Source organism: Stutzerimonas sp. C6.4V, from assembly GCF_058536345.1.
The window spans coordinates 3198070-3224002 of record NZ_JBZUBM010000001.1 but is presented as its reverse complement, the minus strand read 5'-3'; the positions used below and the strand labels follow the sequence as shown (position 1 = coordinate 3224002).

Annotated in this window: 24 protein-coding genes and 1 pseudogene; 15 read left to right on the top strand and 10 right to left on the bottom strand. The window is 62.7% G+C overall.

Going from position 1 to position 25933, the window contains the following annotated elements:
- Positions 1 to 109: 109 nt before the first annotated feature.
- From AC4LFW_RS15165 to AC4LFW_RS15150, 4 genes are all read left to right on the top strand, one after another.
- Complete coding sequence (locus AC4LFW_RS15165; protein WP_491819944.1) at positions 110 to 1477, top strand: MFS transporter; 1368 nt, start codon at positions 110 to 112, stop codon at positions 1475 to 1477.
- A gap of 158 nt (positions 1478 to 1635) precedes the next feature.
- Entirely contained in the window at positions 1636 to 2124 is a 489-nt protein-coding gene (locus AC4LFW_RS15160) for a single-stranded DNA-binding protein (protein ID WP_491819942.1), read from the top strand.
- An 8-nt stretch (positions 2125 to 2132) separates the two neighbouring features.
- Entirely contained in the window at positions 2133 to 3017 is an 885-nt protein-coding gene (locus AC4LFW_RS15155; RefSeq protein ID WP_491819941.1) for a sugar nucleotide-binding protein, read from the top strand.
- Positions 3010 to 3939 (top strand): NAD-dependent epimerase/dehydratase family protein, encoded by a 930-nt coding sequence (locus AC4LFW_RS15150; RefSeq protein WP_491819940.1) that lies wholly within the window; start codon positions 3010 to 3012, stop codon positions 3937 to 3939. The genes AC4LFW_RS15155 and AC4LFW_RS15150 overlap by 8 nt, the downstream gene beginning before the upstream one ends.
- Before the next feature lie 72 nt (positions 3940 to 4011).
- On the opposite strand, the gene AC4LFW_RS15145 is transcribed toward AC4LFW_RS15150, so the two are convergent.
- Complete coding sequence (locus tag AC4LFW_RS15145; RefSeq protein WP_491819938.1) at positions 4012 to 4698, bottom strand: OmpW/AlkL family protein; 687 nt, start codon at positions 4696 to 4698, stop codon at positions 4012 to 4014.
- Between the two features lie 273 nt (positions 4699 to 4971).
- Between AC4LFW_RS15145 and AC4LFW_RS15140 the strand changes: the two genes are divergently transcribed.
- Genes AC4LFW_RS15140 through AC4LFW_RS15115 form a run of 6 tightly spaced genes read left to right on the top strand, consistent with a single transcriptional unit; the run spans position 4972 to position 9847 of the window.
- Positions 4972 to 5742: a DUF3450 domain-containing protein gene (locus AC4LFW_RS15140; protein WP_491819937.1), complete on the top strand. Its 771-nt coding sequence runs from the start codon at positions 4972 to 4974 to the stop codon at positions 5740 to 5742.
- Complete coding sequence (locus AC4LFW_RS15135) at positions 5739 to 7085, top strand: MotA/TolQ/ExbB proton channel family protein (RefSeq protein ID WP_491819935.1); 1347 nt, start codon at positions 5739 to 5741, stop codon at positions 7083 to 7085. Before AC4LFW_RS15140 ends, AC4LFW_RS15135 begins: the two co-directional genes overlap by 4 nt.
- Positions 7078 to 7623, top strand: coding sequence for a MotA/TolQ/ExbB proton channel family protein (locus tag AC4LFW_RS15130; RefSeq protein WP_491819933.1), 546 nt, complete (start codon positions 7078 to 7080; stop codon positions 7621 to 7623). The genes AC4LFW_RS15135 and AC4LFW_RS15130 overlap by 8 nt, the downstream gene beginning before the upstream one ends.
- A gap of 10 nt (positions 7624 to 7633) precedes the next feature.
- Positions 7634 to 8047, top strand: coding sequence for an ExbD/TolR family protein (locus AC4LFW_RS15125; RefSeq protein ID WP_491819932.1), 414 nt, complete (start codon positions 7634 to 7636; stop codon positions 8045 to 8047).
- Positions 8047 to 8748: an energy transducer TonB gene (locus AC4LFW_RS15120; protein ID WP_491819931.1), complete on the top strand. Its 702-nt coding sequence runs from the start codon at positions 8047 to 8049 to the stop codon at positions 8746 to 8748. Before AC4LFW_RS15125 ends, AC4LFW_RS15120 begins: the two co-directional genes overlap by 1 nt.
- A 1-nt stretch (position 8749) precedes the next feature.
- On the top strand, positions 8750 to 9847 hold the full coding sequence (locus AC4LFW_RS15115) for a tetratricopeptide repeat protein (protein WP_491819930.1): 1098 nt from the start codon (positions 8750 to 8752) through the stop codon (positions 9845 to 9847).
- Between the two features lie 120 nt (positions 9848 to 9967).
- Here AC4LFW_RS15115 and AC4LFW_RS15110 read toward each other — a convergent pair whose 3' ends face one another.
- The 4 genes from AC4LFW_RS15110 to AC4LFW_RS15095 form a co-directional block, all read right to left on the bottom strand.
- Positions 9968 to 10480, bottom strand: a complete 513-nt coding sequence (locus tag AC4LFW_RS15110) for a DUF3299 domain-containing protein (protein WP_491819928.1) — start codon at positions 10478 to 10480, stop codon at positions 9968 to 9970.
- Positions 10481 to 10488: 8 nt separating this feature from the next.
- Entirely contained in the window at positions 10489 to 11754 is a 1266-nt protein-coding gene (locus AC4LFW_RS15105) for an ABC transporter permease (protein ID WP_491819927.1), read from the bottom strand.
- A gap of 3 nt (positions 11755 to 11757) precedes the next feature.
- Positions 11758 to 12465 (bottom strand): ABC transporter ATP-binding protein, encoded by a 708-nt coding sequence (locus AC4LFW_RS15100; protein ID WP_491819925.1) that lies wholly within the window; start codon positions 12463 to 12465, stop codon positions 11758 to 11760.
- Positions 12466 to 12534: 69 nt separating this feature from the next.
- Positions 12535 to 13104, bottom strand: coding sequence for a DUF2796 domain-containing protein (locus tag AC4LFW_RS15095; protein ID WP_491819923.1), 570 nt, complete (start codon positions 13102 to 13104; stop codon positions 12535 to 12537).
- Positions 13105 to 13214: 110 nt separating this feature from the next.
- Here AC4LFW_RS15095 and AC4LFW_RS15090 point away from each other — a divergent pair, with 110 nt between their 5' ends.
- Positions 13215 to 13562, top strand: a complete 348-nt coding sequence (locus tag AC4LFW_RS15090) for a hypothetical protein (protein ID WP_491819922.1) — start codon at positions 13215 to 13217, stop codon at positions 13560 to 13562.
- A gap of 4 nt (positions 13563 to 13566) precedes the next feature.
- Here AC4LFW_RS15090 and ypfJ read toward each other — a convergent pair whose 3' ends face one another.
- A complete protein-coding gene (ypfJ, locus tag AC4LFW_RS15085; RefSeq protein WP_491819921.1) occupies positions 13567 to 14427 on the bottom strand; it encodes a KPN_02809 family neutral zinc metallopeptidase in 861 nt (286 codons plus the stop codon).
- An 85-nt stretch (positions 14428 to 14512) separates the two neighbouring features.
- Positions 14513 to 14950 carry a DUF411 domain-containing protein gene (locus AC4LFW_RS15080; RefSeq protein WP_491819920.1) on the bottom strand — a complete coding sequence of 146 codons (438 nt, stop codon included), beginning with the start codon at positions 14948 to 14950 and terminating at the stop codon, positions 14513 to 14515.
- 174 nt (positions 14951 to 15124) lie between these two features.
- Here AC4LFW_RS15080 and AC4LFW_RS15075 point away from each other — a divergent pair, with 174 nt between their 5' ends.
- A complete protein-coding gene (locus AC4LFW_RS15075) occupies positions 15125 to 15667 on the top strand; it encodes a DUF4345 domain-containing protein (protein WP_491819919.1) in 543 nt (180 codons plus the stop codon).
- Positions 15668 to 15692: 25 nt separating this feature from the next.
- Here AC4LFW_RS15075 and AC4LFW_RS15070 read toward each other — a convergent pair whose 3' ends face one another.
- The 3 genes and pseudogenes from AC4LFW_RS15070 to AC4LFW_RS15060 all read right to left on the bottom strand — a co-directional run bounded on the left by AC4LFW_RS15070 (position 15693) and on the right by AC4LFW_RS15060 (position 19147).
- Complete coding sequence (locus AC4LFW_RS15070; RefSeq protein ID WP_491819917.1) at positions 15693 to 16475, bottom strand: type IV pili methyl-accepting chemotaxis transducer N-terminal domain-containing protein; 783 nt, start codon at positions 16473 to 16475, stop codon at positions 15693 to 15695.
- A 226-nt stretch (positions 16476 to 16701) separates the two neighbouring features.
- Positions 16702 to 17346, bottom strand: a complete 645-nt coding sequence (gene narL / locus AC4LFW_RS15065) for a two-component system response regulator NarL (RefSeq protein ID WP_491819916.1) — start codon at positions 17344 to 17346, stop codon at positions 16702 to 16704.
- Positions 17343 to 19147: pseudogene (locus AC4LFW_RS15060) on the bottom strand (HAMP domain-containing protein). Before AC4LFW_RS15060 ends, narL begins: the two are co-directional and overlap by 4 nt.
- Before the next feature lie 235 nt (positions 19148 to 19382).
- Between AC4LFW_RS15060 and AC4LFW_RS15055 the strand changes: the two are divergent.
- The 3 genes from AC4LFW_RS15055 to AC4LFW_RS15045 all read left to right on the top strand — a co-directional run bounded on the left by AC4LFW_RS15055 (position 19383) and on the right by AC4LFW_RS15045 (position 25905).
- Positions 19383 to 20639 carry an MFS transporter gene (locus AC4LFW_RS15055; RefSeq protein WP_491819915.1) on the top strand — a complete coding sequence of 419 codons (1257 nt, stop codon included), beginning with the start codon at positions 19383 to 19385 and terminating at the stop codon, positions 20637 to 20639.
- Between the two features lie 19 nt (positions 20640 to 20658).
- Positions 20659 to 22077, top strand: a complete 1419-nt coding sequence (locus AC4LFW_RS15050; RefSeq protein ID WP_491819914.1) for a NarK family nitrate/nitrite MFS transporter — start codon at positions 20659 to 20661, stop codon at positions 22075 to 22077.
- 72 nt (positions 22078 to 22149) lie between these two features.
- Complete coding sequence (locus AC4LFW_RS15045; RefSeq protein WP_491819913.1) at positions 22150 to 25905, top strand: nitrate reductase subunit alpha; 3756 nt, start codon at positions 22150 to 22152, stop codon at positions 25903 to 25905.
- Positions 25906 to 25933: the final 28 nt, after the last annotated feature.

Here is a 25933-nt window from a genome sequence, read left to right as displayed (position 1 = left end):
AAACCCGAAATTATACGGCCGGGAGCTAGATAGCGGCAAAATAGCGCGCCTGTGCCGAGCAGGGGATGACTGCTAGAATCGCCGCCGGTTCATTCAAGCGAGACCCCCCATGCAGGATCCTTACAGCGAGCGCATGAGCGCTAGCGAAACCCGTGCAGCCTCAGGACTTGCGTTGGTTTTCGCGTTTCGCATGCTCGGCATGTTCATGGTTCTGCCTGTCCTGGCGACCTATGGTATGGATCTTCAAGGCGCTACGCCGGCACTCATTGGTCTGGCCATCGGTGCTTATGGTTTGACCCAGGCGGTGCTGCAAATTCCCTTCGGCATGTTATCGGACCGTATCGGCCGCCTTCCGGTGATCTATTTCGGCTTGTTGATCTTTGCCGTCGGCGCAGCGCTCGCCGCAACGGCGGACTCCATCTGGGCGGTGATTGCAGGACGCATCCTGCAGGGGGCGGGCGCGATTTCGGCGGCGGTGATGGCGCTGCTCTCCGATCTCACGCGCGAACAACACCGTACCAAGGCGATGGCAATGATTGGCATGAGTATCGGTGTTTCCTTCGCCGTCGCGATGGTTGTAGGGCCGCTTTTGACGAGCGCTTTCGGGCTTTCCGGCCTGTTCTGGGTCACGGCTGGGATGGCGCTTCTGGGGATACTGGTTGTTGCAGCACTGCCGCGAGCGCCCGAGCATATCCGGCATCGGGAATCCGGCGTGGCCAGCCAGGCACTCGGCGTGACGTTGCGACATCCCGATCTGTTGCGATTGGATTTCAGTATTTTTGTGCTGCATGCCGTTCTGATGGCCAGTTTCGTGGCGCTACCGCTAGCCTTGATGAATGAAGCGGCGCTGCCCAAGGACGAGCATTGGTGGGTGTATCTCACTGCGCTGGTAGTAGGCTTCTTCGGTATGGTGCCGTTTATCATCTATGGCGAAAAAAAGCGTCAGATGAGGCGTGTTGTGCTTGGCGCCGTGGCAGTGCTGGTGCTGGCGGAACTGTTTTTCTGGTGGTTCGGCGATCGGCTTTGGTCGCTGGTCGGCGGCATGATCGTGTTTTTCATCGCGTTCAACCTTTTGGAGGCCTCGTTGCCCTCGCTGATCAGCAAGGTGGCACCGGCGGGCGGCAAGGGGACGGCAATGGGTATCTATTCGACGAGCCAGTTCCTGGGCTCCGGCCTTGGCGGTGTTCTCGGAGGCTTCTTCTATCAGCAGGGCGGCCTGGGTCTGGTTTTTGCCGGCTGTGCTGCTCTGTGCGCGTTGTGGTTCATGACGACCTGGAGCATGCGCGAGCCGCCCTATGTCACCGGTCTTCGCCTGCCGCTTTCGCCCGATGCTGCGCTAAACCCCTTGCTTGCGGAGCAGATGCTTGCCGTTCCTGGCGTATCGGATGCCGTGGTTATCGTCGAGGAGGCCGCTGCCTACCTCAAGGTGGACATGAAGCTATTGGATCGGGCCGAGCTGGATAGGCTGGTCGCCTGACCACTGTGCGTCCGGTGGTGCTGCGGTCCGCCGTCATCCGGTCGCGCCGGTTGGCCAGTGTGGGGCGGTAATGTAAGATTGCCGGTCACTGGCCGTTTCCCCGTTCGTGGAAGTTCGTTACGCGCCAACTAGAAAACCATTCAGCAAAGGAGTTACCCATGGCCAGAGGGGTGAACAAAGTCATCTTGATCGGCAATGTTGGCGGCGACCCGGAAACCCGCTACCTGCCCAATGGCAATGCGGTGACCAACATCACGCTGGCTACCACTGACAGCTGGAAGGACAAGCAAACCGGTCAGCAGCAGGAGCGCACCGAGTGGCACCGCGTCGTGCTGTTCGGCAAGGTTGCAGAGATCGCCGGTGAGTATCTGCGCAAAGGCTCGCAGTGCTACATCGAAGGTCGTCTCCAGACCCGCGAATGGGAGAAGGACGGTGTGAAGCGTTACACCACCGAGGTGGTGGTAGACATGGGCGGCACCATGCAGCTGCTCGGCGGGCGGGGAGGCAGTTCCGATGATGCTCCGCGTCAATCGCAGCCGCGTCCTCAGCGTGAGCCGCAACAGCAGTCACGTCCACAGGCTCAGCCGCAACCCGCTCAGCAGCCTGCACCAGACTACGACAGCTTCGACGACGACATTCCGTTCTAGGACATACCATGCGAATGCGCCTGATGCTGTTGGGCGGCGGTAATGCCCTGGGTCAGGCGCTTATCCGCCTCGGTGCCGAGGAAGACATTGGCTTTCTTGCCCCCCGACCGCCCGAGGGGGGCTGGGACGCGGCGACGCTTACCGATCTGCTTGATCAGAGCCGCCCGGATGTGGTGATCAATCTCGCCTACTACTTCGACTGGTTTCAAAGCGGCCATGTGGATGGTCAGATGCTGGCCGGCCAGGAGCGAGCGGTAGAGCGTTTGGCCGAGCTTTGCCAGTACCATGAACTCGTACTGTTGCAACCTTCCAGTTACCGCGTCTTCGATGGCGCGCGTACGACGGCATACAGCGAAAGGGACGAGGTCGCGCCGCTCGATGGACGAAGCAGGATGCTCTGGCGTGTCGAGCAAAGTGTTCGTGCGCTCTGCCCGCGTCATGTATTGCTCCGATTCGGCTGGTTGCTTGACGATAGTCCGAGCGGTTTGCTCGGGCGCTTCCTGCAGCGTCTCGAGGCTGGCGAAGAGTTGTTTCTCGCCGACGATCGTCGCGGCAACCCGACGCCGGTGGAAGACGCGGCCCGGGTGATCCTTGCGGTGCTGAAACAGCTTGACTGCCAGGCGCCGCTTTGGGGGACCTACCATTATGGTGGGCATGAGGCCGCGACCCCCTTGGTTGTAGGACAGGCACTGCTTGCCGAGGCCTCTCACCATCGCCGGCTCGAAGTCCAAAGCCTCAACGCCGTTGCTCATGCACAGTGTCTGGATGCGGCAGACGAGCCGCAGCACGGCGTGCTGGCCTGCAAGAAGATCTTCAACACATTCGGCATCAAGCCTCGAGCTTGGCGAGCCGGGTTACCAATGCTTCTGGAGCGTTACTATCGCCATGGCTGACCTACCGATCCTGATTACGGGAGGTGCGGGATTCATCGGCTCCAACCTTGTCGACGCGCTTGTTGCCCGCGGCAGCCAGGTGCGGGTGCTGGATAATCTCTCAACCGGTAAGCGCAGCAATCTTCCTGACGATGGGCGCATAGAGCTGATCGAGGGGGACGTCGCGGACGCTGACGTTGTTCGGCGCGCGGTCCTTGGCTGCCGGGCGGTGGTGCATCTGGCAGCGGTGGCGTCCGTACAGGCATCTGTCGATGATCCGCTCGGTACGCATCAGAGCAATCTGATCGGCACCTTGAACCTCTGCGAGGCGATGCGCGAAGCGGGTATTCGTCGTGTGGTCTTCGCTTCCAGTGCTGCGGTCTACGGCAATAATGGCGAAGGCCAGGCCATTGACGAGGACACGCCGAAGGCGCCACTGACGCCGTATGCGGCCGACAAGCTGGCGAGTGAGCACTACCTCGAGTTTTATCGCAGGCAGCATGGGCTGGAGCCGGTAGTCTTCCGATTCTTCAATATCTATGGTCCGCGCCAGGACCCGTCTTCGCCTTATTCTGGTGTCATCAGCATTTTCACCGAGCGCGCGCAGAAAGGCCTGCCCATCACCGTGTTTGGCGATGGCGAGCAGACACGAGACTTCGTATACGTCGGTGATCTCGTCGAGCTTCTGGTACAGGCGTTGGAGTCGTCCATGGCTCAGGAAGGCGCCGTGAATGTAGGTCTGAACCAGGCGACCTCGCTGAACCAGCTGCTCGATGCGGTTGGCGACGTGCTGGGCGGCTTGCCTGAGGTGAAATACCAGGCGGCGCGGCAGGGGGACATACGTCATTCGCGCGCTAATAATAGGCGGCTGCTGCAGCGCTATCGTTTGCCAGAGCCTGCTACCGGCATGCGTGACGGTCTGGCGAGATTGTTAGCTCCATAGCTCTTTTCGTGGGCATAGAAAAGGCGCCGAGTGGCGCCTTTGTCTTGTCTGGGATTTGTCTGTGCCAATGACTCAGAACTTGTAACCGAGACCGACCATGTAGACGAAGGGATCGACGTCCACGTCGACCTTTACTTTTGCACCGCCGAAGCTAGTGGTGCCAGTGGTGTCTATGTCGATATAACGAACTTGGGCGTTGACCATCATGTTCTCGGTCAACATGTAGTCCATGCCAACTTGCGCAGCCAGGCCCCAGGAATCTTTCATATCGAGGCCACTAAAACCTTTGCCCTCAGCTTCGCTGCTGAGCTTATCGTCGAAGAACCAAGTGTAGTTGACGCCCGCGCCGACGTAGGGTTGGAATGCAGACCCGCTTTCCAGCGGGTAGTAGACGACGCTGAGAGTCGGCGGCAGATGCTTCAGCTCGCCAAGCTTGCCGTTAAGTGTGGCGAAGCCGCCAGGCATTCCAGCGACACCGACGTCGTGGCTGAAAGGGCTCGCTGCGAGCAGCTCGATTCCGACCTTGTCGGTGACCATGTATGCGAAGTTCAGACCAAGCTGGGTGTTACTGTCCAAGGTAGCCTTGGTGCCCGAGACGCTCGTTGAAAGCGCGCCCACCCAGATGTCGCCGCTGTCCTCATGAGGATCAACGGTAATCGCACCTGCGCGAACAATGACATCACCAGCCTGATGGGCCTGGGCGAAGGGAGCCGCGAGCGCCACGGCCAGCAAGGATGCGGTAAACAGGGTCTTGCACATATTCGAACTCCATCGAGACATGGGGTGTTGCGTTGGCGCCCATGGTAGAGCCCTGCCTCAGGCCCATTTTGATCCAGCTCAATAAAGTTCCTGCCTGCGTTTCGCCTGTTCGATCAGGTTGCTTTGTGTTCTGGTTGCGGATGATAATGTTTCTCTTTCTGAACCGCAGCGGTGTCAGATAAGTGCCGCGGTTGAAGGATCAGCTGTGTAATTTATCTCAATGCGTTATAACATAACGTATTGAAGCTGCCGTGAATCGAGGATCCGCCCCGCATGAATCAGTACCCGACTCGCTTGTTAGCAGGCGTGCTGTTGTCGTTATGCTTGCCGCTCAATGCGGCTCCGCTGGACGCCGCGCTAGACGAAAGCCAGCGACTTGCCGCTGAAGCCAAGGCTTCGCAGGCGCGCATCGAGCAGCTCGATGATGCGACTCGGCAGATGCTCGCGGATTACCGCAATGCTGTTCAGCAGGCTGAGGCGCTTAAGGCTTACAACGAGCAACTGGTCGAGCTCACCGCAGCGCAACGCAAGGAACTGGATGGTTTTCAGCGCCAGCTGGACAGCATCGAACGTACCCAGGAAGCCGTGGCGCCGCAGATGGGGCGGATGATCGAGGTGCTTGAGCAGTTCATAGCGGCAGATCTGCCTTTCCTCCCCGAGGAGCGCGCCGATCGCCTGGCCAGCCTGCAGGACATGCAGGGGCGGGCAGATGTCAGCCTGGCTGAGAAATATCGCCGCATCCTCGAGGCCTATCAGATCGAAAGCGACTACGGTCGTACCCTGGAGGCCTGGCGGGGTGAGTTGCCGGTCGAGGGCGGTACCCGCAGCGTCGAGTTCCTGCGGCTGGGACGCACCATGCTCTATTACCAGACGCTGGATGCGCACGAGAGCGGCTGGTGGAACCCGAATACCCATGCGTGGGAGGTGCTGGACGGCAGTGCCCGCCGCCCGATCACCAAGGCGATTGCCATCGCTCGTCAACAGCAGGCACCGACCTGGCTCGAACTGCCGGTGAAGACCCTGGCCAAGGAGGCTGTGCAATGAACCGTTTGCTGACCTTGCTGCTCATTGGGCTGTTGCCTGCCTTCGTGCAGGCTGCCGAGCCGCTGAGTCCGGAACAATTGCTGCAGCGTATTCGCAGCGAGCGCGCCGCAGAAGTCGATGCCATGCAAAGCCGTGAAAAGGCGTTCGTCCAAAATCGCAGTGAGCAGGCGCGATTGCTTGCCGAGGCCAATGCTGCACTTGAGCAGCAGAAGGCTGAATCAGAACGTTTGAAGGCTGAGTTCGATCGGCAGGAAGCCGAACTGGCCGAGCAGGAGAAGTTGCTGGCGCAGCGTGTCGGGCACCTCGGCGAGCTGTTCGGCGTGGTCAGGCAGAGCGCCGGAGATATTGCCGGTCAATGGCAGGATGCGCTGCTTAATGCCCAGTATCCGGAGCGCCTCCAGCGTCTCAAGGCATTGGCTGAAAGCCGCACGCTGCCGTCGGCGGAGGACCTCGATAGCTTCTGGATGACCCTGCTCGAAGACCTCACGGCCAGTGGGCAGGTCGAGCGCGTTGAGTTGCCCGTGGTGGGTGTCGATGGTCAGCGCAGTGAAAAACCCGTTTTGCGTGTCGGCAATTTCTCGGCGTTCAGTGACGACAACTTTCTGCGCTATGACAGTGGTGCCGGCGAGCTGCTGACCCCGGCCCGCCAGCCTCACGGGATGGGCATGGTCGATGATTACCTGAGCGGCGACGGTGCTCTGGCTACCCTGCCAATCGATCCAAGTCGCGGTTCGCTGCTGGCCCAGTTGCAGCGCCAGCCACAGTTGTGGGATCGCGTTCAACAAGGTGGTCTGGTGGGGTGGGTGATCCTTGTGCTTGGCGTCGTCGGTCTGTTGCTGGCGATCTGGCGGATGGTCTATCTGGCGCGTGTCAACCGTGCGGTCAGCCGGCAGGTGCGCGAGCTCGATCAGCCGCGTAGCGACAACCCGCTGGGCCGCATCATCGGCGTGCTCGGGCCGAAGCCTCAGCTGGCGGATCTGGAGACTCTGGAACTCAAGCTCGACGAGGCGATTCTGCAGGAGACGCCGCCGCTCGAGCGCGGTCAGCCACTGCTCAAGCTGCTCAGTGCTGTTGCGCCGCTGCTGGGGCTGCTGGGCACCGTCACTGGCATGATCGTGACCTTCCAGGCGATTACTCAGAGCGGGGGCGGCGATTCCCGACTGATGGCCGACGGTATCTCGCAGGCATTGGTGACCACGGTACTGGGCCTGGTGGTCGCGATACCGCTGCTGTTCCTGCACAGCCTGCTGGCCAGTCGCAGCAAGGCGCTGATCCAGCTGCTCGAGCAGCAAAGCGCCGGGCTGATCGCGCTGCATCTGTCGGGAACTCCTCGTCGTGACTGATCTGCACGGCCAATGGCTGCGTCTGGTTGACAGCGCCTACGCACTGCTCGACTTCATGGCGGCGGGCGGCTTGGTGATGTGGGCGCTGGCGGCCTTGTGCGTGCTCTATTGGACACTGGTATTCGAGCGGCTCTGGTTCATGCGCAGGGTATTCCCTCGCTGGGTCGAGGCCCGGCGCCAGGCCTGGGGGAAACTACCCAACGAACCCGGCAGCTGGCAGCGTGCGGTACGCAGTGCCTGGCTGGCGCAGGCGCAGCAACAGCTTTCCGGACCGCTGCGGATGAGCAAGACCATGGTCGCGATGTACCCGCTGCTCGGGCTGCTCGGCACCGTCACCGGCATGATCGCCGTATTCGATGTGCTGGCGCTCAACGGTACCGGCAACCCCCGTGGCATGGCCGCGGGCGTCTGGCAGGCGACCCTGCCAACCATGGCCGGCATGGTACTGGCCATCACTGGACTGTTTAGCCTGGCGCGTCTCGAACGTATCTCGCGCCAGGCTCTCGACCGGCTGGCCGACCAGCTGCGTCATGACTGAGGATTAACGGATGCGTATGCGTCGTCACCATTACCAGCAGGAAGAAGACACCGGCATCGACCTGACGCCGATGCTCGACGTGGTCTTCATCATGCTGATCTTTTTCATCGTCACCAGCTCCTTCATCAAGGAATCCGGTGTCGAGGTTCAGCGACCCCAGGCCGACACCGCCAGTGCTCAGGACAAGGGCAACATTCTGATTGCCGTCACGGCGGACGGCCAGGTCTGGATCGACAAGCAGCCTGTGGACGTACGCAGCGTGCGGGCCCATGTCGAACGCATGCGCGTCGACCAGCCTGAAGGTGCAGTGGTGGTCCAGGCTGATCAGGATGCCCGGACCGGGCTGGTGGTCCAGGTCATGGACCAGGCACGTCTGGCCGGCGTCCAGGACGTAGCGCTCGCAGCCAGTTCGGGAGCGCAGTGATGGTCCGTAGGCTGACCCGTGTCGGGTTGTCCTTCATCGCCGCCTGTGTGGTGGCGCTGCTGTTGTTCGCGCTGATGCTGAGCATGGTCAATCCACCACGAAGCGAGGTGACCGACGAACCCATCGCGATCGCCAACTTCGTTCGGGCGGACACGCGTAACGAAAGCACCGCGACACGCTCACGCCAGCAAGCGCCACAACCGCCCCAACCAAAGACTCCGCAGCCCCCGACACCACCGACACCGAGCATGGCCAGCCCGAGTGCCAACCTGCCCAAGCTCAATCTGCCCTTACCAAACATCACCACAGGGGTTTCGGTCGCCAGTGCTCCCGCGCCCAGCCTTGCCGGACTGACCGCGGCTGCGCCCGCAGCTCCACCGCCTGCCCCGGCAGCAGTGGAGTCCGCCTCACAATCCGGGCCTGAGCAAGAGGTCATGCCGCTCAACGATGTGCGGCCCGAGTATCCGTATCGGGCGCGTCAGCGCGGGATCGAGGGCCATATCAAGCTGGCCTTTACCATCACCGCAGCGGGCAAGGTCGAGAATATCCGGGTGCTGGAAGCATCACCGCCCAATGTGTTCGACCGGGAAGCGCGCCGCGCTGCCGCTCGCTGGCGCTTTGCGCCGCGCACCGAGAACGGCTCGGCGGTATCTCGCGAAGCCGTGAAAACCCTGCACTTCCGCCTGCAAGGAGAACGTTGACATGCCACGTCTGCTGTTATTGATCTCATTGTTGTTCGCCGTATCGGCACAAGCGGCGCAAAGCATCGACCCAGCCGTGTTCAAAGCGCTGGAGCGCGCCCGGAGCGCACAGGAAAAAGGTGACTACGGTGCAGCGCATCGAGCCCTCAAGCAGGCAGAGCCCAAGGCGGGCAGCCTGGAGGAGGCTCTTCTATGGCGAAGCGGCGCCTACCTGGCCTGGGCTGAAGGTAAGAATCGTCGTGCGCTCGAATTGCTCGACAGAGCAGTCACGAGCGGCAAGCTCGATGAGACGATGCTACCGACAGAAAAGCTCAACCTGGCAAAACTGAACCTTGCCGAGCGACGTTACGCCAAGGTGATCAGCTTGCTGGGCTCGTCATCAAATGCGAGCGAAGAGGTATTGCAGATGCTCGTCCAGGCCTACCAGGGCCTCGGGCAGCATACCAAGGCGTTGCCATTGGCCGAGCGTTACGTCCAGGCCAACCCCGACGCAGCGGACACCTGGTTGCAATTTCTCGTGGCCGGCAATGCCGAACTGAAGCGTTACGAGACCGCCGAGCGCTGGCAGCGTCGCCTGCTAGCCAGGCAGCCCGATCAAGCCAAGAGCTGGCGACAGCTGGCGGGCTTGCAGCAAATGGCTGGCGATCAGGACAAGGCGCTCGCTACGCTGCGTGCGGCCCACATCAAGGGGCTGCGTTTCGACGAAACGGAACTGGACAATCTGGTGCTGTTGGCCGGCGCGGCGGGGCAGCCGTGGCAGGGCGCGAAACTGCTCAAAGGCATGCTCGACTCGAACCTGCTACCCAGTGATGCCAAGCGCCGTGAGCGCCTGGGCATGCTCTGGTGGCAAGCCCGTGAGCGCGATGAGGCTGCACAGATCTATCGCAACCTGGCGACGCAGTCCGGCAGCGCCAAGTTCTGGCTCAACGTGGCTCAGCTTGAGCTGGAACAGGCCCGCTGGCAGGCCGGCCTCGATGCGCTGAAGCAAGCCGAGCGCGCGGGTGCCGAGCGGCGCAAGGTTCGCTCCTGGCGCGAGTGGGCCGAAGGCGAGCTGAGTTTCGAACGCCAGCGTCAGCGTCAGGTTGCAAGCGTACGGTGAGGTGAAAGACCAAGGCTGCGCCGGGTCAAAGCGCCGTGAAGGCGCAGTCCGGGCAGGGCAGGGCGTTGCTTGTCTCCAGGTGAGGCTCGAGTCGTTAGCCCTTCATTGGCCGCAACCGCATCACTCCAGTTCGTACAAATAGATCTTCTGAGCATCCATGCGGTAGCCGGCTTCGGCCAGTTCGCTGCTGGTGTGCTCGATCTTCATCGGCCCTTCGATCCAGAACGGCTGGTACAGCTCATCCACCTTCACCCCAGTCTTGCTGGTGGCATGCACGATCTGGTTGGAGGGTGGCGGCGGCACGTGGATGCAGGCACCGAAGTAGGGCACCAGCAGAAACTCCGTCACCCTCCCGTCATCGCCCGTGTCCAGCGGCACGATATAGCCCGGCAGCTTGACCTGAACGCCATCGAGTTCATCGACCACCGGCTCGGCGGGCGACTGCTGAGCGGCAGCCGGACCTGCTTCGGCAGCGAGTGCATCGGCCAGCTGCGACATATCGTGAATCGCTACCGGCGGTGGCGGCGGCGGAGCGTTTGCCGGGATCAGGTCAGACCATTGCAATTCTCGGATATCGGCAGCAGCGAAGGGCGCCGCGAGGGCAAGCAGGGCGGCAAGCAGCAGGCGAGACATGGAAATCCTCATAGTCTGATCGACAGGCCGTCGGCCAGGGACTGCCGGTAGGCGCGCCAGGCCGGCACGCTGCCCATGAGCAGCCCGGCCAGCAGTATGCCCGCAAGCAATGACCACTCATAGGCGCTCGGCAGGGCCAGCGGCAGGTAAAGGCCATAGTGGCTCTGTAGCGGCCCCTGCGCCACCGCGATAGCGACATACAACAGCAAGAGACCGAACAAAGCACCTGCCAGCGCCAGGCTGAACGCTTCGAGTATCAACAGTCCGGCGATATGCCAGGGCCGAGCCCCCACCGAACGCAGGATGGCCATCTCCCTGCGGCGCTCGTTGAGGCTGGTCAGAATTGCGGTAAGCATGCCGATCAGCCCCGTCAGCACCACGAACAGGGACACCACGAACAGCGCTTTCTCCGCCGTGCCCATCAGGCTCCAGAGCTCCTGTAGCGCAACGCCTGGCAGGATCGCCAGCAGCGGCTCGTCACGATACTGGTTGATTTCCCGTTGCAGGGTGAAGGTCGCGATCCTGCTGTTCAGACCGAGCATAAAGGCGGTGATCTGTCCGGGCTGCAGTTTCATCTGCCGCGCCTGCTCCGCGTCGATGCGAGCGGCGCCACGGGCCGGCATGCCGTTCTGCCAGTCGATATGCAGCGCTTCCATGCCGGCGAGATTGATGTGCAGCGTCCGATCGACCGGGGTGCCGGTGCGCTGGAGAATGCCCACGACACGGAACGGCTTGTCGTCGTGGTTGACCAGGCTGACCGTGGCGACGCCGTGCGCCAGTACCAGCTCGTCGCCCAGTTTGTATTTCAGTGCGTCTGCTACCTCGGCGCCGAGGACCACTTCGAACGGGTCATCAGCAAAGGGGCGGCCTTCGGCAATCTGCAGGGGTTGTTTACGACCGTAGCGGTAGTGTTCGAAGTAGGCGCTGCTGGTACCCATGACCCGATAGCCGCGATGGGAGTCCCCCAGGGAAATCGGAATGGCCCAGCTGACCCGCGGGTGCCCGGCGAAGTGCTCGAAGCTGTCCCAGCGAATGTTGTTGGTGGCGTTGCCGATGCGGAACACCGAATACAGCAGCAGGTTCACCGAGCCGGAGCGGGCGCCGACGATCAGGTCGGTACCACTGATGGTGCTGGCGAAGCTGGCGCGGGCTTCGGTGCGAACCCGTTCGACCGCGAGCAACAGGCACACCGACAGCGCGATGGCGAAAACCGTGAGCAGGGCAGTGAAGCGGCGGTTGTTCAGGCTCGCCAAGGCCAGTCGCAACAGGTACATGGCCTAGACCTCCAGGGTGCGGGCGGCGCGATTGAGGTCCGCCAGTGACAGGCTGCGATCGAACAGGGGCGCCAGACTCTGGTCGTGGCTGACGAACAGCAGGCTTGAACCTGCCTCCTTGCACTCGGCAAACAGCAGTCGCAAAAAGGCTTCCCGCGTATCGGCGTCGAGCGCCGAGGTCGGCTCGTCGGCGATGACCAGCTCTGGCTGGCCGATCAACGCACGTGCAGCAGCGACACGTTGCTGCTGGCCGATCGATAGCGCTTCGGCACGCCGGTCGAGCATGTCGCGAGACAGACCAAGATGCGAGAGCAGGCTGGCAGTCGCCTGAGCGACGCTGCCGTGCCGCTGACATGCGCGCTCAGTGCGGGTCCGGGAGAAGTGACACGGCAAACCGACGTTTTCCGCGACCGAAAGGAAGGGCAGCAGATTGAACTGCTGAAAGATATAACCGGTGTGATCGACGCGAAAACGATCCCGCGCGCCGGCAGAAAGCGCCGCGAGATCGGTGCCGAGCAGGCGGACCGTGCCCCGTTTGGCTTTCTGCACTCCACCGATCAGCCCGAGCAGGGTGGTCTTGCCGCTCCCTGAGGGCCCCTTGAGAAACAGGCTCTGGTTTGGCTCGAGGCTAAAGCTTGGAATATCCAGCAGTTCGGCCTGGCCAGGCCAGGCGAAACCGAGTTGATGAAGTTCAAGCAGCGGTGCGGTCATCCAGATGATCCGTTACAGGCGAGCCGGGAGTTTACTGCGCCAGGCTTGGCATCGGCAGGCAGCGATCATTCAGAACGCTGCGCTTGGCTGGCTGGCGCTGAGCTGCGCGCCGCGTTGACCGTTCGGGCCGATCAGCTGTGCCTGGATTTTCTCGGTGCCTGGGAAAGCCTTGAACAAGCCCTGCAGATCGAGCTCTGTCAGTGCCTGGGGCGTGGCGCATTCGAACCTGTAATGCGCGTGGATTTCGCTGTGCTGGCCGTCTTGTTCGTGTTCGTGCTCATGCTCATGGACTTCGCCTTCGAACAACGGACTTTCCAGCTCGCTTTGAGCCATGGTGCATCCCGCGGCCGCCGGCAGGCCGAACAGAGGAGCAGGCTGTTCGAGTTGTTTACGCGCGCTGGCAATCTTGGCTTTATCCGCCTCGCTGCTCGGCGCATGTTCGAAACCCACCAGATTCATGGCCGGGCTACGCAGTTCGATCTCCAGTGCGGATCCCTCGAGGGCGGCGTCCAGCTCGGCGGCGCCATGCTCATGTGCGCCCAGGCTGTCATGCTGGCTGTGATCATGATCGTGGTGTTCGGCGGCCAGCGCGAAGCCGGGCAGCAAGGCGAGGGGCAAGGCAAGCAGCAGGTGGCGCATAATGATCTCCAAAGCGACATCAGTTAGTTACGTTATAACAAATATAGACTGCGGCTGGCCAGTGCGCTTTCGGCATGGAGCATGCTGGTCGGTGTCCCGGAGGGTTGAACATGATTCGAATTCGTGGCCAGGTCGGCGAATGGCCAGTCGACCTCAGCATCGAAGTGGATGATCAGGATTGGGCGCAGCTATCCAGGCAGCTGCCCCTGAGCGTCAACGTGCAGCCAGCGTCGGCGTCCGAGGCGACCGGTCCCGATTCGCTCTGGCTCGAAGCTCAAGGACTCCTGCGCCAGGCGGGAAGCATGGATGGCCCGCAGTTGCTGGCTGAGCTTGAAGCCCTGAGCGGCAGCGCAGCCGCGGGCAAGCGGTTGCTGGTACGTCTGCGCCATAGCGCTCAGGTGAGGGTGCAGAGCGATGCCGACGCACCGATTTACCATTGGCTGACGGAAACGACTTGAGGGCTTAGAGCCGGTTTGCCTGAAACGTGTCGCAGCGCGCAGGCTCGCCGCTTTCGAAGCCGGCGCGGAACCACCTGACCCGCTGCGCCGAGGTGCCGTGAGTAAAGGCATCGGGCACCACCCGGCCTTGGCTCTGCTGTTGCAGATGGTCGTCACCGATGGCATTGGCGGCGTTCAATGCTTCCTCCAGATCGCCTTCTTCGAGCCAGTCGTGGCGTTGCTGCGCGTGGTATGCCCAGATCCCCGCGAAGCAATCGGCCTGTAGCTCCTGTCGGACCAGCAGGCCGTTATCACCCTCCATACGCGTACCGCGCTGGCGCGCAGCCTGCATTTGCTGCGAGACGCCCAGTAGCGTCTGAACATGATGGCCGACTTCGTGGGCGATCACGTAAGCCTGAGCGAAATCCCCTGCTACCGAGAAGCGTGACGCCATTTCGTCAAAGAACTGCAGATCCAGGTACACCTGCCGGTCGCCAGGGCAGTAGAACGGCCCAGTCGCGGAGTTGGCGAACCCACAGGCGGAGCTGACACCGCCGCGGAACAGCACGAGCGTGGGGTCACGGTATTGGTCGCCAGACTGCTGGAACAATGCACGCCAGGTATCCTCGGTATCACCCAGAATCGCCTGTACGAAGGCAACCTGAGGATCATCGCCGTTCGCGGGCGTGCTATTCGGTTGGCTGGGCGCCTGGCCAGACTGGTCAGCCAGCTGCCCGAGAATCTGCATCGGATCCTGACCGGAAAGCAGGCCGATCACCACCACGATGGCAACGCCGGCCAGGCTCAGACGACCGCCGCCGAGGCCCCCGCTACGACCACGGGCATCTACCACATTGTCACTGCGACGAGCCTTCTTCCAACGCATGCCTGCATCCTTCCGCCAGTTATATATTTCTGGTCAGACCTGCGCTTTGGACCGCAAATTCACTAGCGAATGGATGCCAGGTGCTCTACCGGTTCGCTGGATAGTCGGCCAGAACCGACTGCTCGCCCTCCTTGTCCACCGCGATCACCTGGTAAGGGTCTTTGCGGTCACCCATTTCCATACCGGGAGAGCCCATCGGCATGCCTGGCACCGCTGCACCGATCAGCTCCGGTTGCGACCGGAGCTTGAGAATGTCGGCAGCCGGCACGTGGCCTTCGACGAACTTGCCGTCGATGACGCCGGTGTGGCAGGACCCTAAGCGGTGCGGCACGCCAAGGCGGGCCTTGACCGCGGCCATGTCGGCTTCGACGTGATCGTTCACCTTGAAGCCGTTGGTTTCGAGATGGTCTATCCATGCCTTGCAGCATCCGCAATTGGCGTCGCGGTGCACATCGATGGCGATGGGTTCGGCAGCATGGGAGAGGCTGGCGAACAAGGCGGTAGCAAGTAACAGACGGCGCATGGTGGGTTCTCCAAGGGTGTTGCGCGCAGCATAGCCTCCCGCCGGGGTGGGCCCAAGCCTGCGGCTGTATGTGAATAACACGGACGCTTCTGCCGGATGTGTCGAGCGAACCAAAAGGGGTCGTTTCGGTCGGATGACCATCGTGGTGCGGAGCCGCTATCAGGAGAGTCTTCGATGCGTTTTGCCCGTTTCGTTCTGGTCGCTCAGGCCCTGATCATGATTGGCTTCAGTCTCGCCTATTGGCTGCGTCCCTACGAGATGGCCAATCTGAACGGGATGCTGCTGATGGAGACCGCATCGGTCAGTCATATGCGCGTTTATTACGGCGGTTTGCAGCTTGGCCTGGCGCTGTTCCTGCTCTGGGCCATCCAGGCGCCTGAGCGGGCCAGGGCCGCGCTGGTAATGCTGGTGATCACCATGCTGGCGCTGGTCGCCGGACGACTCGGTTCGTTGTGGCTCGACGGAAGTTCCCTGGTCGGCTTCGACCTGGCCTCGCTGCTCTATCGTGTGATTGCCGCCGTGCTGGCCGCGCTGGCCTTGTTACGGCTGCGCGGTTCAGGGGAACCTGACGCACCGGAAGAGCGGGCCGAGCCGCCGACCCACCGACTGGTTGACGAGCCGCCAAAGCCTTTTCGCCTGGGTGACGTTCGTGCAGAGCCTGGCGAGACCGCCGAGCCAATGCCGGCGCCGTTGCGCCGTAGCAATTCATCTTTCTGAGGCTGGCAGCACCATGTTGCCGGGCTCAGTTCGTCGTCTGGGCCAGTCGAGCATAGTCGGCCGTCAGCGCTTCGAGCTTTGTCAGCAGAGACTCGCTGGTGGTCACGATTACCGTCGGGACATAACGCGAGTCGTCGGCCAGCTGGAACCCGGCGCGAGCGAAGCGCCACTGATTGCTGATCTGCACAAGCCGGTCATTGATCTGTTCGGTGTTTTGCCTGGCCCCCTGTAGTTCAGCCAGCCCCTTGTCAAACTCATCCACAGCCGCAGTGAATTTACGCTGCAGGTCGGCATCCGGCAGCTTCCAGCTGAGCGCGAGGTAGAGCATGGCGATCCGCTGGCTGAGCATGCGCAAGCGGCCGCTACGGTTGACCAATTTCGCAGTCTGGGTCCCCTTGTGCTGTTCGATCCGCTGCACCAGCGCTTCGCTCTGGTCAAGGAAGCGTTCCGCCAGGCGGACGACTTCCAGCGACCGGGCCTTTTGCGGTGCCCCCAGCGCCTGCTCGCGGAACTGCTGCCAGACCAGCCCGGCTTCGGCCACGCCATTGCGAATGGTGGTGTTTGGTGCATATTCGCTGAGCAGCTGGCTGTTTTCTTCGACGCTGGCGATGCTGGCGTCGAGCTGCGCCTTGGCCTGTTCGGTGCGGGTCTCGGTGCCGATCATCAGATAGCTCTTGGCGATGCGTTGGCTGAGCATGCGCTGCAGACCGGCACGGTTGATGGCTTCGGCGTCGCTGATAGCGGCCTGGCACGGCAGGCCAGCCAACAGGCAGATCAGCAGCGAACCGGACAACAGTTTCTTTAGCATGGGCACTCCTTCGATTCGTTTGGGCAGTTCGCTGTCGCAGCCCGTGACGAGCGGGCCGGCAAGCGAGGTCGCAGCAGACGATAGGGCGCCTGGTCCGGCGGCCAATGACCTTGATCAAGCGGAGCGAGTGTTGGCGGTGGGTGTCCGTCGGTTATGCGAAGCCCGTCGCGCACAGCCGCCCTGTTGCGATTTTTCGGTCCGGGCGATCAGCCCAGCCCGCGGAGGTTCAGCTTCGCAGGCGCTCGTTTTCCAGTGCCCACACCGCAGCTTCGACCCGCGAACGCAAGCCAAGCTTGTGCAGCAGGTTTTTCACGTGAACCTTCACAGTGCCTTCGGTGATGCCCAGCTTGCGGCCGATCATCTTGTTGCTGTTGCCGCCTGCGATCATCCTCAGCACCTGACGCTCGCGTTCGGTAAGGTCGACCTCCGGCGAGCTGGCCGTGACGCGCAGCGCCTGCGCCATGACCCTCGCCAACGTCGGGCTGACCACCAGGTCGCCCTGCAGCACTTCACGGATCTGCTCGATCAGCCGCTCAGGTTCCATGTCCTTGAGAAGGTAGCCGTCGGCGCCAAGGCGCAGCGCGTCGCGCACGTCCTCCTCGGCATCGGAGACCGTGAAAACCAGCACCTTGCCCTCGTAACCCTCCTGACGCAGGCGTTTGAGCGTCTCGATGCCGTTGAGGGTGGGCATGTTGTTGTCCAGCAGGATCAGTGCCGGCTGCAGCTCAGGAACCCGCTGCAGGGCTTCTTCTCCATTGCTGGCTTCGCCGACTACGACAAAGTCCTCTTCCAGTTCGAGTAGCTGGCGCATGCCGCGACGCATCATCGGATGGTCGTCAACCAGCAGAATGCTGTTGCGGGAGTCGTTCATGCGTTTTGTCTCTCGAGGTCGCAGCCGAGAAAGTCCGGCGCGAAATGCAGTTGCACACGCGTGCCCCTGGGCTCCCGGGGTTCGATACTGAGGTGCCCGTGCAGGTGGCGGGCGCGCTCGAGCATGATGGTCAGGCCGTGGTGCTGCCGTTGGTCGATGTCGCCCCGGAAACACCGCAGCCGTCGTCCTCAATCAACATTTCGACCTGCGCCCCCGCGGGCTGCAGGCTGAGCCACACCTGGCTGGCGCCGGAATGGCGGGCGCAGTTGGATAACGCTTCGCGGGCGATCTGCAGCAGATGGATCTGTTCGCTGGCCGACAGATCGAACGGCAGTGCCTTGACCGCCAGGTGCACCGGGAATTGCCCACGCTCGGAAAATTCGCGTGCCGTGTCCTGCAAGGCGTTGCTCAGCCCGCCCTCCTGGATCTTCAGGCGAAAGGTGGTCAGCAGTTCGCGCAGCTGGCGATAGGCGCTGTTCAGCCCATCGCGCAGCTCCTCGGTCACCTTTCCCAGTGTTTCCGGCGACTCCCTGCGGTTGATCAGTGTCTGCAGCCTGCTGACCTGAAGCTTCATGTACGACAACGCCTGGGCCAGCGAGTCATGCAATTCACGGGCGATGATGGCGCGCTCTTCGAACAGCAGCAGGCGGTGATCCTGCTCGCGACGACGTTCCAGTGAAAGTGCGGTACCGATCAGGTTGGCCAGTGCCTCGATCAGTTCCATCTCCCACTGCTGCGGCGCGCGACCATCGGCAAAGGCGGCGCGCAATTCACCCAGTTCGCTGCCCTGGTTGACCACCGGGCAGGCCATCACGTTGTGGCGGTGTTGCAGCGTGCAGGTGGCGCAGTCGCTTGGTGAGCAGATTTCGCGCAGCTGGCTGCCGTGCAGGGCGAGCAGTTGCTCTGCCGGCTGGCAGGGGTCGCCATGCATGCAGAGGGTCAGGCGCAGACCCGGCAGACGGTTCTGGAAGCTGTCGATCAGCTTGTTCAGCGAGTCGGCACTTGCCGGTCCGCTGGCCAGGCTGTGGCTGCCCTTGTAGAGCAGCTGGAGGGCCGCGTTGGCCTGGGCCAGATGGGCGGTCTTCTGTGCAACGCGGCTCTCCTGGATGTGATGGGATTGCTCCAGTGCGTCGGCCATTGCGTTGAAGCTGTGGGCCATCCGGCCCAGTTCGTCTTCGGAACGGTATTCCACCCGCGCGCTCAGGTCGCCGGCGCGGAAGCGTTCGGTGGCACGAACCAGCTCCAGCAGGGGGGTGAGCACGCTGCTCTGCAGGCTGTACATGCCGATCATCAATACGATTACGGTCACGAACAGGGCGGTGCCCTGGATTGCCAGCTGCCAGCCCTGTTTGCGCTCGCTTTGCCGCTGCAGCAACAGGACGAAACGGTCAAGCTGCTGGACGAAATCATCGGCATTGGCGTGAAAGGCCTTGGCGTCGATGCGTTCCAGTGCCGGGTAGAGCTGGCTGCGCCAGCGCTCGTGCAGGTTGGCGTAGGCCCTGTTGAGCGGCGACTGCGGGTCGCTTTTCAGAATGCGGGTCAGGTTGATGCTTTCCAGCCGATGCTGGAAATCACTGCCGAGCTTTTGGATGTCCTCGCTGCCCGCGCCGGCTTCCAGTTTCCAGCTCAGCTTGTAGATCGCCATGCGCAGGGAGCCGGCGGTATTGATCGCCAGTGCGTCGTCCTCGCTGAGCCAGGCAATCAGTCCGGCGCTTACCGCGCTGCCAAGCGCCAGGGTACCGATCAGCAATACCGCGGCGCCGAACCTGGCCGGCAGGGATTCCCTGATCCACTGGAATATCCGCACGCTACCTCCAAAGAATTCTGTGGCGCCGCTTCGCTCACTCGCTCCGGGGTGAGCATCGTTAAGTATTTGAAAATAAAGAATTTGCCGTGTGTTCTCGCCACTACCTCGAAGGTGGTAGGCGGTAAAGCTTACCCCTCGGGTCGGAAAAACGTTCTTGACCCACATCAACGGAGTTCGGTCGTTGCGTCACTAGCGTGCCAGCCAGGTCGATCGTTCGGGGGAGTCCGACATGGCTAAGTTGAATACCCAGCAGGGTCTGGTACTTGGGATGAGTACCGTCGCTTTCACCATCTGTTTCATGATCTGGATGATGTTCGCCGTGCTCGGCGTACCCATCAAAGAGCTGTTGGCGCTCAATGAAACCCAGTTCGGTTTGCTGGCCTCGACGCCGGTGCTCACCGGTTCGCTGTCACGCCTGCCGCTGGGCATGCTCACCGATCGCTTCGGCGGTCGCATCGTCTTCTTCGTACTGATGCTGGTCTGCGTGCTGCCGATCTACCTGATCGCCGAAGCCACCCAGTACTGGCAGTTCCTGGTCCTGGGCCTGTTCGTCGGCCTGGCCGGCGGCTCGTTCTCGGTCGGCATCGCCTACGTGGCCAAGTGGTTCGACAAACAGAACCAGGGCTTTGCCATGGGCATCTTCGGTGCCGGCAACGCCGGTTCGGCGCTGACCAAGTTCATCGCGCCGGCGATCATTGCCGCTGCCAGCTGGCAGATGGTGCCGAAGGTCTACTCGGCGATCATGTTCATCACCGCGCTTGCCTTCTGGTTTCTGACCAGCGAGAACAAGGCCCATCGTGCCAGCGGCGGCGCCACCCTGCGTCAGCAGCTCAAGGCGTTGAAGGATCCGGCAGTCTGGCGCTACTGCCAGTACTACTCGATCGTTTTCGGCGGCTACGTGGCCCTGGCGCTGTGGATGACCAAGTACTACGTCCAGGAGTACGGCTTCAGTCTGCAGACCGCCGCGCTGCTGGCTGCTTGTTTCTCCCTGCCCGGTGGCGTGCTGCGCGCAGTGGGTGGCTGGATGTCGGACAAGTGGGGCGCGCAGAGCGTGACCTGGTGGGTGATGTGGGTGAGCTGGGTATGCCTGTTCCTGCTCTCCTATCCGCAGACCGAATTCACCATCCAGACCGTCGGCGGGCCGAAGACCTTCGCGTTCGGCCTCAACGCCTGGGCCTTTACCGCGCTGATGTTCATCGTCGGCATCGCCTGGGCCTTCGGCAAGGCCTCGGTGTTCAAGTACATCGCCAACGACTACCCGCAGAACATGGGAGTGGTGTCCGGCATCGTCGGCCTGGCCGGCGGTCTGGGCGGCTTCATCCTGCCGATCCTGTTCGGCGCCCTGGTCGATCTCACCGGTGTGCGTTCCTCCTGCTTCATGCTGCTGTACGGCGTGGTCTGGGTCTCCCTGATCTGGATGTACTTCAGCGAAGTCCGCAAAACCCCCCTGATGGGCAAGGCCGCAGGGCCTGCCTTCGAATCCTGACCTTTCCAGGAGACTGCTCATGACCATCATCCAAGGCACCGCGACGCCCAAATCGTCGCCCAAGACCGGGCCGGTGATTCACGACTGGCGCCCCGAGGACCCGCACTTCTGGGCCAGCACCGGCAAGGCGATCGCCACCCGCAACCTGTGGATATCCATTCCCGCCCTGCTACTGGCCTTTGCCGTATGGATGGTCTGGAGCACGGTGATCGTGCGGCTGAACAATATCGGCTTCAGTTTCACTACCGACCAGCTGTTCTGGCTGGCGGCGCTGCCTGGACTCTCCGGCGCGACCCTGCGGATCTTCTACTCCTTCATGGTGCCGGTGTTCGGCGGCCGGCGCTGGACCGCCATCAGCACCGCCTCGCTGATGATCCCGGCGCTGTGGATGGGCTTTGCCGTGCAGGACACGGCGACCCCCTACAGCGTATTCGTGCTGATCGCGCTGCTCTGTGGCTTCGGCGGCGGCAACTTCGCCTCCTCGATGTCCAACATCAGCTTCTTCTACCCCAAGGCCCAGCAGGGCACCGCGCTCGGCATGAATGCCGGCCTCGGCAACCTGGGGGTGTCGGTGATGCAGTTCTGCGTGCCGCTGGTGATCGGCATGGGCCTGTTCGGCGTCGCCGGCGGCCAGCCGCAGCAACTGGCGAGCGGGGAGCAGCTGTGGCTGCAGAATGCCGGCTTTGTCTGGGTGCCCTTCATCGCCGCGGTGACCCTCGCCGCCTGGTTCGGCATGAACGATCTGGCCTCCGCCCGCGCCTCCTTCCGTGAGCAGGCGGTGATCTTCAGACGCAAGCACAACTGGCTGATGTGCTGGCTGTACCTGGCCACCTTTGGCTCCTTCATCGGTTTCGCAGCGGCCTTTCCGTTGCTGATCAAGACCTCCTTCCCGGACGTGTCCCCGCTGCAGTTCGCTTTTCTCGGCCCGCTGGTCGGCGCCCTGGTGCGTCCGCTGGGCGGTTGGGTGGCGGACAAGCTCGGCGGCGCCCGGGTGACGCTGTGGAACTTCGTGCTGATGATCTTCGCGGTGTTCGGCGTGCTGAGCTTCCTGCCGCAGGCCGGCGAGGGCGGCAACTTCTGGGGCTTTCTGGCGATGTTCATGCTCCTGTTTGTCACCACCGGCATCGGCAACGGCTCCACCTTTCGCATGATCCCGGTGATCTTCCGCACGCTGCACGACCGCTGGAGCGCAAGCAAGCAGGGCGATGCAAACGAGCAGGCCATGCGCGAAGCCGGCAAGGAGTCGGCTGCGGTGCTCGGCTTCAGCTCGGCCATCGGTGCTTTCGGGGCCTTCTTCATTCCCAAGTCGTTCGGTACCTCCATCGCCCTGACCGGTGGCCCGGAGATGGCCCTCTACGCCTTCGTCATCTACTACCTGAGCTGCATCGCAGTGACCTGGTGGTGGTACTCGCGCAGGGGGGCCGAGACGCCCTGTTGATCGGCCCCAACCCACACGAATCGAGAAAGGGGGCGGCGCAAGACACGCCCCATCCTGAGAGGAAATGAACCCATGAGCCACTTACTCGACCAACTGCGTTTCTTCAAGAGAAAGCAGGGTGAGTTCGCCGACGGACACGGCGAAACCCGTATCGAATCCCGCGACTGGGAAAACGTCTACCGTGCCCGCTGGCAGTACGACAAGATCGTGCGCTCCACCCACGGAGTGAACTGCACCGGTTCGTGCTCCTGGAAGATCTACGTCAAGAACGGCCTGATCACCTGGGAAACCCAGCAGACCGACTACCCGCGCACCCGCAACGACCTGCCCAACCACGAGCCCCGTGGCTGCCCGCGCGGCGCCAGCTACAGCTGGTACATCTACAGCGCCAACCGCCTGAAGTACCCCAAGGTGCGCAAGCCCTTGCTCAAACTGTGGCGCGAAGCCCGTCGCCTGCTGCCCCCGGTGGAGGCCTGGGCCAGCATCGTCGAGGACAAGGTCAAGGCCGAGTCCTACAAGAGCAAGCGCGGCATGGGCGGCTTCATCCGCTCCAGCTGGGACGAAGTCAACGAGATCATCGCTGCCGCCAACGTCTACACCGTCAAGCAGTACGGTCCGGACCGCGTCATCGGCTTCTCGCCGATCCCGGCCATGTCGATGGTCAGCTACGCGGCCGGTAGCCGCTACCTGTCGCTGATCGGCGGCGTGTGCCTGTCGTTCTACGACTGGTACTGCGACCTGCCGCCGGCCTCGCCGCAGATCTGGGGCGAGCAGACCGACGTGCCGGAATCGGCCGACTGGTACAACTCCAACTACATCATCGCCTGGGGCTCCAACGTCCCGCAGACCCGTACGCCGGACGCTCACTTCTTCACCGAGGTCCGCTACAAGGGCACCAAGACCGTCGCCATCACCCCGGACTACGCCGAAGTCGCCAAGCTCACCGACCTCTGGCTCAACCCCAAGCAGGGCACCGATGCCGCGCTGGCCCAGGCCTTCACCCACGTCATCTTCAAGGAATTCCACCTGGAGAAGCCGAGCGAGTACTTTCGCGACTACGCCAAACGCTACACCGACCTGCCGGTGCTGGTACGCCTGAACGAGAAGGACGGCAGCTACATCGCCGACCGCTTCCTGCGCGCCTCGGACCTGGCCGACAACCTTGGCCAGGAAAACAATCCCGAGTGGAAGACCATCGCCGTCGACGGCAGTACCGGCGAGCTGGTTTCGCCGCTGGGTTCGATCGGTTACCGCTGGGGCGAGAAGGGCAAGTGGAACATCGAGGCCCGCGAAGGCAAGGACGGTCGTGATGTCGACCTCTCCCTGACCCAGATCGAGGGCGGCGAGACGGCCGAGGTCGCCTTCCCGTACTTCGGCGGCATCCTCCACGAGCACTACCAGCACGCCGAAGGCGAAAGCATCCAGCTGCGCCGCGTGCCGGTCCGCACCATCACCCTGGCCGACGGCAGCACCACCAAGGTCGCCACCGTGTTCGACCTGATGGCTGCCAACCTGGGTATCGACCGTGGTCTGGGTGGCGGCAACGTCGCGTCCAGCTACGACGACGCCAGCGTGCCCGGCACTCCGGCCTGGCAGGAAAAGATCACTGGCGTCTCCCGCGAGAAGGCGATCCAGATCGCCCGTGAATTCGCCGACAACGCCGACAAGACCCATGGCCGGTCGATGATCATCGTCGGTGCGGCGATGAACCACTGGTACCACATGGACATGAACTACCGCGGCCTGATCAACATGCTGATGTTGTGCGGTTGCGTGGGTCAGACCGGTGGCGGCTGGGCGCACTACGTGGGCCAGGAGAAGCTGCGTCCGCAGTGTGGCTGGTTGCCGCTGGCCTTCGGCCTCGACTGGAGCCGTCCGCCGCGGCAGATGAACGGCACCAGCTTCTTCTACAACCACAGCTCGCAGTGGCGCCACGAGAAGATGAGCATCCACGAGGTGCTCTCGCCGCTGGCCGACAAGTCGCAGTTCCCCGAGCACATGCTCGACTACAACATCCGCGCCGAACGCGCCGGCTGGCTGCCGAGCGCACCGCAGCTCAACCGCAACCCGCTGCAGATCTGCCGTGACGCCGAAGCGGCCGGCCTGTCGCCGGTGGACTATGTCACCCGGTCGCTCAAGGACGGTTCGCTGAAGTTCGCCTGCGAGCAGCCGGACAATCCGGATAACTTCCCGCGCAACATGTTCGTCTGGCGCTCCAACCTCCTGGGCAGCTCGGGCAAGGGCCACGAGTACATGCTCAAGTACCTCCTGGGCACCAAGAACGGCGTGATGAACGAGGACCTCGGCAAGCGCGACGGCTTCAAGCCGCTCGAGGCCGAATGGCAGGACGAGGGCTCCATCGGCAAGCTCGACCTGGTCACCACCCTCGACTTCCGCATGTCCTCTACCTGCGTGTACTCCGACATCGTCCTGCCGACCGCGACCTGGTACGAGAAGGACGACATGAACACCTCGGACATGCACCCCTTCATCCACCCGCTGTCGGCAGCCATCGATCCGGCCTGGGAAGCGCGTTCCGACTGGGAGATCTACAAGGGCATCGCCAAGGCCTTCTCGAAGATGGCCGAAGGTCATCTGGGCGTGGAGAAGGACCTGGTCACCGTGCCGCTCCTGCACGACAGCCCCGGCGAACTGGCCCAGCCGTTCGGCGGCACCGACTGGAAGACCGCAGGCACCGATCCGCAGCCAGGCAAGAACTGCCCGAACATGGCGGTGGTCGAGCGCGACTACCCGGCCACCTACAAGAAGTTCACCTCCCTCGGCCCGCTGCTCGACAAGCTCGGCAACGGCGGCAAGGGCATCAACTGGAACACCCAGCATGAGGTCGATTTCCTCGGCGAGCTGAATTACAAGGTGCGCGACGAGGGCGTCAGCCAAGGGCGTCCGCAGATCGAATCGGCCATCGATGCTGCCGAGGTCATCCTCAGCCTGGCACCGGAAACCAACGGTCACGTTGCCGTGAAGGCCTGGGCCGCGCTGTCGGAATTCACCGGCCGCGACCACAGCCACCTGGCGCTGCCCAAGGAGCACGAGGCGATCCGCTTCCGTGACATCCAGGCGCAGCCGCGCAAGATCATCTCCAGCCCGACCTGGTCGGGTCTCGAAGATGAGCACGTCAGCTACAACGCCGGCTACACCAACGTCCACGAGCTGATCCCGTGGCGCACCATCACCGGCCGCCAGCAGTTCTTCCAGGATCACCCCTGGATGCAGGCCTTCGGTGAGCAGCTGATGAGCTACCGGCCGCCGATCAACACCCGCACCGTCGATTACGTGAAGGGCAAGAAGAGCAACGGCAACCCCGAGATCGTCCTGAACTGGATCACCCCGCACCAGAAGTGGGGCATCCACAGCACCTACTCGGACAACCTGATCATGCTCACCCTCAGCCGTGGCGGCCCGATCGTGTGGATGTCCGAAGTCGACGCCAGGAAGGCCGGCATCGAGGACAACGACTGGATCGAGTGCTTCAACGCCAACGGCGCCCTGACCGCCCGCGCGGTGGTCAGCCAGCGCGTGATGGAAGGCATGGTGATGATGTACCACGCCCAGGAACGCATCGTGAACGTGCCGGGCGCCGAGAGTACCAAGACCCGCGGCGGCCACCACAACTCGGTGACCCGTGTGGTGCTCAAGCCCACCCACATGATCGGCGGCTACGCCCAGCAGGCGTACGGCTTCAACTACTACGGCACCGTGGGTTGCAACCGTGACGAGTTCGTCGTGGTGCGCAAGATGGCCAAGGTCGACTGGCTCGACGGCCCGAATGGCAGCGACCTGCCGCAACCCCTGCCGCAAGACATCTGAGGAATAAGGCCATGAAGATTCGTTCACC